General features: G+C 55.9%; 10 protein-coding genes. 5 read left to right on the plus strand and 5 right to left on the minus strand.

Annotation, left to right across the window (positions count from 1 at the left end):
• Positions 1–57 precede the first annotated feature (57 nt).
• Positions 58–2,124 carry a phosphocholine-specific phospholipase C gene (locus tag CFR72_RS11835; protein ID WP_110914142.1) on the plus strand — a complete coding sequence of 689 codons (2,067 nt, stop codon included), beginning with the start codon at positions 58–60 and terminating at the stop codon, positions 2,122–2,124.
• A gap of 42 nt (positions 2,125–2,166) precedes the next feature.
• Here CFR72_RS11835 and CFR72_RS11840 read toward each other — a convergent pair whose 3' ends face one another.
• The gene (locus CFR72_RS11840; RefSeq protein ID WP_146220721.1) at positions 2,167–3,369 is read right to left on the minus strand and encodes a YdcF family protein; all 1,203 of its coding nucleotides are present in this window, start codon (positions 3,367–3,369) and stop codon (positions 2,167–2,169) included.
• Positions 3,370–3,850: 481 nt separating this feature from the next.
• Between CFR72_RS11840 and CFR72_RS11850 the strand changes: the two genes are divergently transcribed.
• The 3 genes from CFR72_RS11850 to panE all read left to right on the plus strand — a co-directional run bounded on the left by CFR72_RS11850 (position 3,851) and on the right by panE (position 7,635).
• Complete coding sequence (locus CFR72_RS11850) at positions 3,851–6,187, plus strand: TonB-dependent receptor (RefSeq protein ID WP_244182275.1); 2,337 nt, start codon at positions 3,851–3,853, stop codon at positions 6,185–6,187.
• Between the two features lie 229 nt (positions 6,188–6,416).
• Entirely contained in the window at positions 6,417–6,617 is a 201-nt protein-coding gene (locus CFR72_RS11855; RefSeq protein ID WP_110914145.1) for a DUF2905 domain-containing protein, read from the plus strand.
• Positions 6,618–6,696: 79 nt separating this feature from the next.
• Positions 6,697–7,635 (plus strand): 2-dehydropantoate 2-reductase, encoded by a 939-nt coding sequence (gene panE / locus CFR72_RS11860; protein WP_110914146.1) that lies wholly within the window; start codon positions 6,697–6,699, stop codon positions 7,633–7,635.
• Positions 7,636–7,690: 55 nt separating this feature from the next.
• Here panE and CFR72_RS11865 read toward each other — a convergent pair whose 3' ends face one another.
• A complete protein-coding gene (locus CFR72_RS11865; RefSeq protein ID WP_244182276.1) occupies positions 7,691–9,283 on the minus strand; it encodes a carbohydrate porin in 1,593 nt (530 codons plus the stop codon).
• A 69-nt stretch (positions 9,284–9,352) separates the two neighbouring features.
• On the opposite strand from CFR72_RS11865, the gene CFR72_RS17260 reads away from it, so the two are divergent.
• On the plus strand, positions 9,353–9,625 hold the full coding sequence (locus CFR72_RS17260; RefSeq protein ID WP_146220722.1) for a hypothetical protein: 273 nt from the start codon (positions 9,353–9,355) through the stop codon (positions 9,623–9,625).
• A gap of 163 nt (positions 9,626–9,788) precedes the next feature.
• Here CFR72_RS17260 and CFR72_RS11870 read toward each other — a convergent pair whose 3' ends face one another.
• Genes CFR72_RS11870 through CFR72_RS11880 form a run of 3 tightly spaced genes read right to left on the minus strand, consistent with a single transcriptional unit; the run spans position 9,789 to position 12,312 of the window.
• The gene (locus CFR72_RS11870; protein WP_110914148.1) at positions 9,789–10,316 is read right to left on the minus strand and encodes a VOC family protein; all 528 of its coding nucleotides are present in this window, start codon (positions 10,314–10,316) and stop codon (positions 9,789–9,791) included.
• A gap of 33 nt (positions 10,317–10,349) precedes the next feature.
• Complete coding sequence (locus CFR72_RS11875; RefSeq protein ID WP_110914149.1) at positions 10,350–11,024, minus strand: GntR family transcriptional regulator; 675 nt, start codon at positions 11,022–11,024, stop codon at positions 10,350–10,352.
• A 37-nt stretch (positions 11,025–11,061) separates the two neighbouring features.
• Positions 11,062–12,312 carry an MFS transporter gene (locus CFR72_RS11880; protein ID WP_244182277.1) on the minus strand — a complete coding sequence of 417 codons (1,251 nt, stop codon included), beginning with the start codon at positions 12,310–12,312 and terminating at the stop codon, positions 11,062–11,064.
• Between the last annotated feature and the right edge of the window lie 72 nt (positions 12,313–12,384).

Consider the following 12,384-nt stretch of genomic DNA (forward strand, 5'->3'; position numbering starts at 1 on the left):
TTCCTGTGCTGCCGTAGGGTAACATCTTTATTCCTGATGTCACCTGCGGAGCATGCCATGAAGCGGTCGGATCGCCGTTCCTTTCTGAAATTCCTGGGAGCAGGCGTAACCGCCACAGCATTGCACGACAGCATCCGCAGCGCCCTTGCGCTTCCGGCCAATACCCGTACACGCTCCATCAGGGATGTCGAGCACATCGTCATCCTGATGCAGGAAAACCGGTCCTTTGACCATTATTACGGTACACTTTCCGGGGTGCGCGGGTTTGGTGACCCCCGGGCCATGCGCCTGCCCAACGGGCGGCCGGTCTGGGAACAGCCACATGGGAAGGGCGTGCTGCTGCCGTTTCGCCCGGCGGTGGATAACCTCGGCCTGAGTTTCATCGGTGACACCCCTCATGACTGGAACAGCACGCATCGCGCATGGAACCATGGCCGATGGGATGGCTGGGTCGCGCACAAGACGCCTTCCACCATGATCCACTTCAACCGGGCGGATATTCCCTTCCATTACGCGCTGGCCGATGCGTTCACCATCTGCGACAGCTATCACTGTTCGGTCATGGGGCCGACCTATCCCAATCGCAACTACATGTTCACCGGATGGACGGGTAATGACGGCAGGGGACATGGTCCGCAACTCGACACGAACGACATGGTCTGTGACTGGCCGACCTATCCTGAACGACTGGAAGCCGCAGGCGTGTCATGGAAGATCTATCAGGACGTTGGCTCCGGCCTGACGGCCCGGAACAGATGGGGTGACGATCAGAACCACTATATCGGCAATTCGGCCAACAATACCCTTCTGCGCTTCGTCAATTACCAGACCGCAAAAGCACGCAGCCCACTGGCACGCAAGGCCCGAAGCGGCACGAACATCGCCGTGTCAGGCACACTGTTCGATGACCTTCGGCGGGATGTGGCAAACGCCACGCTGCCGCAGGTTTCATGGCTGATATGTCCCAATGCCTATGACGAACATCCCAACTGGCCCGCAAATTATGGCGCATGGTTCATATCGCGGATCATCGAGACATTGACGTCCAATCCGGACGTCTGGGGCCGGACCGCCCTTTTCATCACCTATGACGAGAATGATGGTTTTTTTGACCACATCATGCCCCCTGTCCCCCCGGCCGATCCGGCACAGGGGCAGTCCAGCATTTCAACAGAACATGAAATCTTTTCCGGCAGCGCCATGCATGATGCAGGCCCTTACGGACTGGGACCGCGTGTTCCGATGCTGGTCATCTCCCCATGGAGCAGGGGCGGATGGGTCAATTCCGAGGTCTTTGACCATACCTCCCTCATCCGTTTTATCGAACGGCGTTTTGCAGGGGATCATCCCGGACTGGTGGAAACACAGATCACCCCGTGGCGGCGCGCCATCTGCGGCGACCTGACGTCCGCATTTGATTTTGCAGACCCGAACACGGCACTCCCCCCGCTTCCCGCCACCACATCCTATGCCCCCCGGGACCAAAATGTTCATCCCAGTTCCGTCGTCACCCTTCCCACGCACCATACCATGCCGGTCCAGGAACAGGGCATCCGGCGTGCGCGGCCCCTTCCCTATGACCTGCATGTCACTGCACGTATCGATCATGCCGGCACGGATATACAGGTCACGTTCGTCAACTCCGGCAAGGCAGCAGCAATATTCCATGTGCGCGACATTGCCGGGGCTGCCCCGCCACGCTCCTATGGCGTCGCACCGGGCGGGACACTTTCGGACCGATGGATGACAGATGCCCATGGTCATTATGATCTCGATATCCACGGTCCCAATGGTTTCTTTCGTGGCTTTGCCGGACGGATGCACCGAAAATACGGAGAGATATCGGTCGCATCTGAAAATGATCCTGTTACCGGGAAATGTATCCTCATGCTGCATGCCCCATTGACCCACTTTCGGGTCGAAGATGCCTATACAGGCCATGTGACGGACTGCCCAGCTTCTGCCTCCCCGGTCCAATTGGACATACAGACCGGGGAGACATCCGGATGGTATGACCTGATCCTGCGCGACAGGCATCATCATCTTACATGGCGTATTGCCGGACATGTCGAAACAGGACGTGACAGCACAACCGATCCGGCCATTGGCCGTCATACCTGTTGAGTGGTTGCCATGACAGACAGGACCTGATTGCATTCTTGATATTCATGGGTCCAGCGGATCCTGGGGATCCGTTGCATTGCAGCGTGCATCAGGATGAAACGGAATGGCAAAAGGTGAGATACGCTTACCCAAAGTCCCCGGTTCACATCCCAGTTCCTTCTGGTTCCGCTGTGCAAAGGTCTGGCTTTCGATATAGGCACTCTGGTCCTGATCCGTAATAATCAGGGCAGGCTGCTGCTGCGGCGCATTGAGGGTGGCCAGTTGACGCGATGCATTGCGCAGATTGGTCGTCGTATGCCGGGCATATGGTTCCATGATGATATTGCGTTCCGGAATACCAAAACGCGTGACCAGTGCACGACGCATTTCTTCTGCTTCAACATAACGGGTCTGCGCGGGATGGACAGCCCCACCCGAAACAAGGATGAAAGGCGCCAACCCTTTGCAGAATGCCTCTACCGCCAGCATCAGGCGGAATTTCCCCATCGCCGACAACGCCACACCCGCCTGTTCCGGTCCTGCACCGGGTACGATTATTGCGCTATAGGGATAGTGCCGCCAGTTCAGGTTTCGCGCGGCATGAAGGGCCTGCGCGTTCCATTCCTGCCACAGCATCGGAAAATGTATGGCATCATCACGATCGTTCATGTCCAGCATGAGCATGGCATAATGTATCGGCGCAGAAAAAACGTCCTCATCTGGCTGCGGTGCCACCTGAAGGGCGTGCAGTTGCAGGCCGGAGACCAACTGACCGTAATCCTTTGCTGTTGCATCCTGCGTCATCGCGTCGATACGAGGGTAATGTGGTGATGCGCCTTCGCCATATACGGACAGGATATAATTGACCGCATCCGCATCACGTTGCCATTGCGCAGCGCCATAGGTCCTGAATACAGGCAGGCGCGCAGCAAGACGTGCAAAGACTTCCCCGATAATGCGCTGCTCATCCGGTGTAATTTTCCATGCCTCCACCTCACATCGTGGTGCGGGCATGCATTTCAGTGCATCAGCGACGCGCATACGGCGGTCCTGCAGGATTTTCTGTATATCACCTTCGGAAAAAATGGTTTTTTTCAATCCTGCATTCGACATGATGTCCGAAAACTGCGGAAATATCCGACGCTGCAGGCTTTCGGTGACATGATCCCGCCCCTGCGGGATAGTTTGTGCCGCCACTGGTGACACGGCGCCGAACAACCCGGCACATATAATAACAAGACCTGTCCTGAACATTATTTTTCTCAAATTTCACTTCCTTGACAGACGTGAAGAATATCCACGGGGCAGCGCCATGGACTGCATGCAGGATATCGCAAACGATATGGTTCCTACAGAAGAAAAGCGAACGAAACCAGTTCCACGACTGCCGACAGATGATTTTCATGAAACAGAAATAAAAACATCACGAAACAATCACACGTCTTCTTTCATGCATTCCGTAGAAGTGTCCCATCCTCAAAAGGAACACATCTACGGGACCGTTTACCATGCTGGACACGAAATGAACGGGGGCAGGACAGATCCGGACATTGCCATGACTGCATCGTGGTGGCTGCCGTCATGTCTGTCCGCATTTCTTTCCATAAGCTTCCTTTTCTGAACCTTACCTTTCCAGATCCGGGTGTTTTCAATGAAAATTCTGACCATCAGAAAATACGGCACATCATATGGCCGCCTGCGTTGCCATCTTTTTTCGTCGTGCATCATGATGACCTGCGGTATTCTGATGAACACGGAGCAGTCCTTTGCCGCACAATCCGACAGGACATCTCCGTCAGGAAAAGTCGGGAACATAACATCTGGCTCCCCCAGTTCGCATGTGCCTTCGACAACGACGCGCAAGGAGACCAGACCGCGTCAGGAGAGCGAAGAACTGAGTGTCGTTGCGCAACATCGCAATTCTGGGGGCGGCCTTCTGGTCCGCCAGACAGCGCCTGTTGCCGTCAGTGAAGTTTCGCGTGCCTATATTTCCAAACAGGTTCCGACTGTTTCGCCAACACAATTGATCGCCAGCCTTCCGGGCGTTCAGGCAGGTAACGAAGGTCCATTGAACACCGAAACGGAAACCATGCATATCCGTGGACTGGACCAGACACAGATCGGTTTCCTGTTTGAAGGTGTCCCGGTCTCGGACGCCTTCAGTTATGCGCCCTGGGCGTCGTCAATGGTCGATAATGAAAACATCGCCTCGGTCAAGGTCACGCAGGGGTCCGTTGATCTGTCTGCGCCGCTTTACAATGCGGACGTGGCCATTGTTTCGATGCAGGAAATCCGTCCTTCGGACAAATTCGGCGGCAGCGTTGATTTCGCCGGCGGCACCCACAGCCTGCAAAAGCAGTTCATTCGCCTCAATTCCGGTGAAATCGGCCATAGCGATGTCAGGGCCTTCGCTTCGTTCTCCCACTCCGCAGGCAACCTGTGGCGCGGGATGGGCAATATCGAGCGTTATCATATTGATGCCAATCTCGAAAAACGATGGTCACGCAACAGTACATCCGATATCGTATTTGGATATACCACGTCCCACCAGAACATCTATCGCAATCCATCCCTGGCACAGTGGAACCAGTATGGGACCAGCTTCAATTATGATGGCAAGTATCAGGCCGGGGATTCGAACTATTACGCCATTAACGAACGTTTCACAAATGTCGTGTTCGGCGCGATACATAACGACTTCGCCGTTGCCAAGGGACTGACGTTACATGTTGAACCCTACACCACCTTCCAGAGTGGTCCGAACAATTATGGCTCCACGATCCCCATCGCCGGGGGGTATATCGGAACGCAGCAATACAGCTACCTTGACGGCTACGCAGGGCAGTCCGGCAAGGTTACGGTTGAGAGCGTACATCCGTGGCGACAGAACACCAGCGGCTTTACGACCAACCTGAACTGGAAGACGAAACACAATTCGCTTTCCGTATTTTACTGGTATTCCTATGGCGGTCACACCGAATATCAGGACCAGTATCCCCTCTCCTCCACCGGTTCGTGGAATTATGGAGAAAAATACCTGACGGCCAACGGTATGCGTGTTACCGGATATCAGGAAAATACACGCCAGCAGGTCAACGCCATCGGCATTGATGACAAGGTCACCCTGCTTGGCGGCCGGCTTGTCCTTGATGCTGGCTTCAAGGCCTCCATGGCATCGGTTACCGCAACGGAAGATCTGCCGGGGGCGACGCCCTACAAGGCCGGGAAGAATTATTTCGAGCCTACGCCACAGTTTCTGGCCAGCTATAACATCACCCGGGCAGATCAGGTCTACATGAATGCCACGACATCCTACCGACTGCCTGCCGGATGGAGTCCGTATGTGCAGCAGTTCTCCATGACGTCCCCCAAACCTTCGAGTGAGCCGACCGCCAACCTGAATGCGGAATATTTTATCGGCGAAGAAGTCGGTTACCGGCATAATGGTCCGATCAACTTTTCCGCATCATGGTTTCATTACAACCTGACGAATCATCAGATTTCAAGTTCATCCTACCTTCCTGGAACAAGCGTACTGATCAGTACTCCAATTTCCGCCGGCGGTGAGGAGGCATGGGGATTTCAGGGCGAAATCGGCACACGTCCCTGGCACCATATCAGTGCCTATGCTTCGGGCCAGTATCTCCATACTGCGATTTGGAATAATGTGAACGCAGGCACGGATTACCTGCCTACCAAAGGGAAGGAGGAACCCGGTTCCCCCAAATGGAGCGGCGCGATCGGCCTGACCTATGACGACGGAACCTATTTCAGCAATTTCAACCTGCGTTATCAGGGGCGGCAGTATTCCACCCTGATGAATGACCAGAAAATCCCCGGATATATTACGGCGGACCTGAATATCGGCCGCACGCTTCCATCGTTCCATACCCATGTCCATCCGAAAATAATGCTTAACCTGGTCAACATGGGCGGTGTCAACTACCTGTCTTCCATCAATGGGTTTGGCATGACCGCCGTGACCCGCAAGGGAATTCAGGGCAATACGGTCAGCGCCTCCACACCGACCTACGTCGTGGGGTCCGCCTTTACGGCGATGGTGTCACTGACCGCTGATTTCTGATTGATCCGGGCTGCCTGGGCACACATAGATACTGCTTTTGCCCAGGCAGCACCGGGGTCGGCCGTCGCACGTGTCATGGCATCACGTTTGGGGCAGGCATCTTCACGATGCCCCGTGGAGGCATAACGTCAACAGGGTATGGCTTGTTCATTTCCTGAAACTGTCCGAATATGCAGGCTCACTTCCACGTCCCGGAGCAACCTGTCGGACACCTCATGGATATCCCATCATGCCTCGCCTCCTGATTGCTGCCGGCCTGCTTCTTGTCCTGGCGGGAATATTATGGCCCTTTCTTTCACGCCTGCCGATTGGCAGGCTTCCCGGTGACATTTTGATCCAGCGGCAGAATTTCACATTCTATGCCCCCATTACGACATGCCTGCTGCTCGGTGGCGCGGTTTCGCTGATCATGTGGATGATCCGGCGATAGAACAGGTGCAGACTCCCTCCCTCTCTTTCGACTTCATGAATACCAGTTCCATAAAAGAACAAAGACAGGAAACAGGTTGATGAACTCCAGAATCCTTGTTGTCGGTGCTGGCGCTGTGGGTGGATATTTCGGAGCCCGCATGGCGTCGGCCGGACATGACGTTACATTCCTGGTGCGTCCCCGGCGGCATGCCCAACTGCTTGCCGAGGGCCTGTCCCTGCGCAGCACCATCGGGGATACAACCATCAGTCCCAAAATGGTGACGGCCCAGGACATTACGGCCCCGTACGATATCGTCCTGCTCAGTGTAAAGGCGTATTCCCTTGACGCGGCCATGGACGATTTCTCTCCTGCCGTGGGGCCTGCGACCCGTATCATACCGCTTCTCAATGGCATGCTGCATCTTGATCTGCTGACGAAGCGTTTTGGCCAGAATGCTGTCATGGGTGGAACCTGTTTCATTGTCAGCAAACTGGACAAGGAAGGCCGGATCATCCAGAGCGGCCCCCTGCCACGACTGTCGTTCGGGGAAATGTCAGGACAGGAAACAGCGCAGGCACGACAGATTGAAAAAGCCTTTTCCAGCCCCGGATTTGAAACCATCTGCTCGCAACATATCGTGCAGGATATGTGGAATAAATGGATCCTGCTGGCGTCACTGGGCAGCATATGCTGCCTGATGCGGGGCACCGTGGGGGAAATCGCCGAACAGCCACATGGAACAGACTTTACATGCGCGGTCATCAGGGAATGTGCCGCGATCGCCACAGCAGAAGGCCATTGCCCGGATGCAAAAACCATCGACGACACGACCCGGCTACTTTGCAAAAATGGTTCGCCGCTCACCTCTTCCATGTTCCGTGACCTGTCCCAAGGCGCACCGGTAGAAGCCCACCAGATCATCGGTGACCTGGTCGCACGGGCCCGGAAACATGGTCTCGAAACACCGCTTCTTGACCTGACCAACCTCAACCTGCAGGTTTATGAACTCCAGCGCCGCCAGCGCGCGACTGCGTGACACGCCAGTATCGGGAAGACCACGACAGCAATCTTCCCGATGTGACATCAATGCATCAGAAGGCAATGTTGACGGCCGTGCTCAATACCACGGCGTCCTTGAACGTCCTTGTTCCGCCAACATGGTTGACATACTGGAAATCAGGCTTGATCGACAGGCCATCCATGATGTGGAAACCGTAATAGGCTTCATAGATCGTTTCGTGCCCCTGAATACCATATGGCACGCCAAAGTTCGCCCCCGGAAGGGGCAGGCCATGCGCTGCGGCGGCTTCCTCCGCCAGAATGGCGGAACGGCTGAAATTCGCCCACAGGACCGCAATCCCCACGCTGTCCAGCGGGCGCTTCCATGCTGCCCCGGTATCCATCAGGACACCGACAAGGGTATGATTGATCTGCGATGTCTGTCCCGAACCATAGGCATAATACCCGCCAAGGATCAGACCGTTCAGTTCACCCGGCCCATGCCGGAGCAGCATCTGATCCGCAATGACCCACAGCGATGTCTGCCCGCTTTCCTTGCGCGCGGGGAGTCCGCTCAGCACCCAGGGTTCGCCATTGATATCTTCATACAAATGATTGTAGCGGGAATTGTCATACATCACGCCCACCTTGTAATGCCCGATAAGGTGGTTACGACCGAATTCCGGAATCCAGCCGATTTCAACCTGCGTGGAAAGTTTCCCCAGTCCGTCCTGTCCCCATGACCACCCGGAGATACCGCCGTTATAGGCATGCGGAGAAACCGCAAACAGCCCCCCCATGATATAGAATTGCCTTATCGGCATCAGGCGCAGGACCGTGCCGATATTTCCCGAGGGCCAGCCACGACCACCCGTCATGAATTTTGTCGGCGCCTCCCCACCGCACAGCCAGACGTTCATGAAGTTGCAGACCCATGGCGAGTTCTGGAAAAACACCCCGGTCGGAATCCAGCCGACAGACATGTCGATCTTGCGATCAAGCCAGGCTTTTTCAAAATAGGCCCAGACCATATGGGCAATCACGTTGCCACGGCTGCCATAGATCTTCTGCACCTGGTTGTCGTTGTCGCCAAAAAGTCGGCTCAGGTTCCGGCCATGCCCGTTCACCACAAGCAGGTGGAGCCACAGGTCCTTGGACCATGATCCTGCATTCAGCAGTTTTTCCCAATCGACATCCAGCGTGACACCAACCTGTCCTGCAACAGTTTCATCGCGCTTTTTGCCGCCGGAAACATTACCCGCAAGGTCTTCATAAACGTCAAAAGCAAGATACAGCCCGCGTTTCTGAAGCCATGGCTGCACACCGCCCCAATCGCCCAGCAGATGGGTCGTGCCGAATGGTGGACCAAAGGCCGGTGGGCCATATGGCGCCTGCAGGAAGCCCGGAATGGTCTGGTACAACGGCGTCGTCGGCTGGGTTTCGCCATAGGGCGTGGGGTTGGAGACTTCCGGCGGCCCTTTGGCCTTGGTCTTCTCGCCCAGGATTTTCTGGATCCAGCGTGGAAGTTTGACATCCTGCGAATTCTGCGTCGCGGGCTGGGTCTGCTGTTCCTGGGTGTCCTGCACGGACTGTACCGTTGTATTCTGGTCCTCCTCCGCTACGGCCACGGACTGGTACATAAGGATACAGCCCAGACAGGCGGCAATCCAGAACGGTAGTTTCATGACTTTCCGGTGACATGAACGCCATATGACCGGAAGCAGGCAATTCAAAACGGACGGGAAAAATGATTCATGAAGGACGCGCATGCCCTGAACCTCATCCTGATGAAGATCATGAACCTGAATCAAACCAGACCTGATGACATCAAATGCTGCCCGTTCATTTTTTCGGGGATCCATGAACCATCAGCATCAATCCGGAACGGTCGCGCACCTGTTCGCGGGCCTGATGCGTGTGGTCATGTTCAGGTTATGTATCAGTCTGGCTTTTGCCGGGTTCGTGAATTATTTTTATTTATTGTTAGCCACGAATATAACGGATATTCCTACAAAACACTTTTATGATCCCATCTCACCAGAATCATTGCGCCATCAATGCAACCACCCTGAAAACATCTTCAAAGCGTGTACCGGTACGAATGTCTGATTGTGTCCTGCAGGAATTTCGTTGCCCGTTATAACGGGGCCGGCCCCGCACGGGTTGCTTTGCCGTGGGGGAATATTACCGTCACAAAATCGCGGACGGCTGCCACAACAGGGTCGTGGCCGTTTTTTCATACAGCTTCCCTTGCGGAAAGCTGACCAGTTCCAGTTGCATCCCCCACGGGGCCAGAAAATATATCCATGTCTGGCCCGCGCTCGGTCCGCTATCGCGATAGGTCGGCTTCCCCAGCAGCCGTATGCCATGTCTTTTCAGATACGCAAGGGCCGCCTCAAAATCATCGACATAAAACGCCAGGTGATGGCCCCCGACATCACTGTTAAGCGGGGGAGAGAGGCGTTGCCCCGAGACCTCGTACTGGAAGATTTCAAAGTTCGGTCCATTCCGGCACCGGAAAAACCTCAACTCACGCATGATGGCGTCGGCAGGAACATTCAGGTGTTCCGTCATCCAGTCATCAGCGGACCGGAACGGCCCAAGGGAATAGACCTGTTCGCACCCGATGACATCGACGAAAAAACTGGTGGCCTCTTCAATATCCGGCACGGTAAAACCGACATGTTCCACACCGCGCAATCCCGGCAATCCGACCATAACCGCATTCCTTCCGTCTGAGGTGCCCTGGCGTTACATCTGACCCGCCACTGCAGCTTCGTTCTTTTCGAATTCAAGGCGTGTCCTGCGGATATGCACCTGCAAAAGGCGCTCCGCATTGTAACTGTCGCGCCGCCGGATCGCGTCCATCAACAGCCTGTGTTCGGAATCAACGATCGTCCGCAGGCTGAACCCGACCTCATTCATATAGGCCCGGCGATATTGCTGTGTCGTGTTCCAGTAGCGCACGATCATGGCGTTCAGTTCAGGCAATGATGAATATTCATAACTGCGCAGATGGAATTCCCGGTCCAGCGGAATGAACGCCTCGACGGTTGTGACCTGTTCCATCCGTTCCACAAGCGCCTCAAGCCCGTCCATGGCCTCTGCCGGCATGCGCTGCGTGCTTTCGCTCAGGGCAAGGGGTTCTATACGTTCACGGATCTTGTAGATCTCCAGGCATTGCGCCTGGTTCATGTGGGCAACCCATGCGCCCCGGTTCGCCTGAAGCGTCAGCAGGCCTTCGCTTTGCAGGGCCTTGAGCGCTTCCCTGACGGGAATACGGCTGGCGCCGAAATGTGCGGAGTAATCTTCCTGGCGAATGCGTGTTCCCGGTGCAAGTACGCCCGACAGGATATCGTGCCGCAACGCATCGGCAATCCGGCGGGCCGTAGGTGCAAGTGGCTGGGAGGCTGCATTGTCGGTCATACGTTACCCTGCATGGAAAATCATGATCCCACCGCCATCAGGATTTCACCGGCCCGTCCTCCGCCAGTCCCGAAAGGGGCACGGCAATCCCGCATGCTGGCGGTTCGCCAACGGGTGTAAAGGATTCCACCAGTATGGCAATAGCGACAAATCCCGCCAGCAACATGACCGATGCGCAGAGGAACGCCGCACCAAACGACCCGGTCAGGCTCACCAGATATCCCGTCAGGACGGTTGCGATGATCCCCGCGCCGTTATTGACGAAATTCGCAATCCCGGTCACCGTGCCCCCGACCCCGCGTGGCGCAACCAGTGACGGCAGGCTCCAGATGATCGGGGCGGCGCTGGACAGGCCCCCAAGGGAGATGGATATCCAGAACACCGCCCATCCGGGACGATGCGTAAAAATGGACCCGATCATCGCCATGCCAAGCATGAAACCCAGCATGAGCATGGCCTTGCGTGTCCATGTGTCGTCATATCCACGGCGGCACAGCGCATCAATCAGCCAGCCCCCGACAAACAGTTCGCCAATGGTCGCGACACCCCACGGTATCATGACGTAGATGGCGGACTGCATCATGCTGACATGCAGTTCACGGACAAGGTAATTGGGCATCCATGTCAGGAACAGCGTGAAAAAATACCCATATGCGGCAAAGCCCAGGATGATGCCCCAGATCTTGCGCTGCCGCAGCAGGTGGGGAATGGTGGCCCAGCCACTTCCGGCCGTCGCCGTCCCTTCGGCACAGGCCCCGCCCGCCAGTATGTAACGATGTTCCTGTGCCGTCAGACGCGGATGCCGTGACGGATCGCGATAGCCAAGGAAAAAGGCAACCGCGTAACACAGGCTGAAACATGCGGTCATGACAAAGGACCAGCGCCAGCCAAGATGGACCGCGACAAGTGCGACAAGCGGGACGCCCACCACATTGGCAAACCGCGCGGACGCGTCAAACACGGCCGTCGCCGTTCCGCGTTCACTGCGCGGGAACCAGTATCCGGTGGCTTTCGTACCGGCCGGATAAGCCGGTGCCTCCGCCAGTCCCAGCAGCATGCGCGCGGCAAAGAACCCCGGAAAACCCTGTGCCAGCGCCATCAACCCCGATGACATCGTCCACAGGATCGTACTGAGCCGCATTGTCGCGCGTGCCCCAAAGCGATCGGCCAGCAGCCCGCTGGGGATCTGGGCGAAGGCATAGACCCAGAAAAACCCGCTGAAAAGCCAGCCAAGCTGAATGTTTGTCAGGCCATATTCCCCCTTATGTGGACGGCCTTTACGATGCAAGAGGTCACATTGATTGCATTGTCGTATCTTTCTTCTGCGTATTTTCGCTCCAGCGAAATGCACTGATACTGT

Source organism: Gluconacetobacter entanii, assembly GCF_003206495.1.
Taxonomy (GTDB): domain Bacteria; phylum Pseudomonadota; class Alphaproteobacteria; order Acetobacterales; family Acetobacteraceae; genus Novacetimonas; species Novacetimonas entanii.

Bases quoted from the DNA above. Each gene is read 5' to 3' on its own strand.
- CFR72_RS11835 (WP_110914142.1), top strand. From the start codon at position 58: ATGAAGCGGTCGGATCGCCGTTCCTTTCTGAAATTCCTGGGAGCAGGC.
- CFR72_RS11850 (WP_244182275.1), top strand. From the start codon at position 3,851: ATGAACACGGAGCAGTCCTTTGCCGCACAATCCGACAGGACATCTCCG.
- CFR72_RS11855 (WP_110914145.1), top strand. From the start codon at position 6,417: ATGCCTCGCCTCCTGATTGCTGCCGGCCTGCTTCTTGTCCTGGCGGGA.
- panE (WP_110914146.1), top strand. From the start codon at position 6,697: ATGAACTCCAGAATCCTTGTTGTCGGTGCTGGCGCTGTGGGTGGATAT.
- CFR72_RS11865 (WP_244182276.1), bottom strand. From the start codon at position 9,283: ATGAAACTACCGTTCTGGATTGCCGCCTGTCTGGGCTGTATCCTTATG.
- CFR72_RS17260 (WP_146220722.1), top strand. From the start codon at position 9,353: ATGAAGGACGCGCATGCCCTGAACCTCATCCTGATGAAGATCATGAAC.
- CFR72_RS11870 (WP_110914148.1), bottom strand. From the start codon at position 10,316: ATGGTCGGATTGCCGGGATTGCGCGGTGTGGAACATGTCGGTTTTACC.
- CFR72_RS11875 (WP_110914149.1), bottom strand. From the start codon at position 11,024: ATGACCGACAATGCAGCCTCCCAGCCACTTGCACCTACGGCCCGCCGG.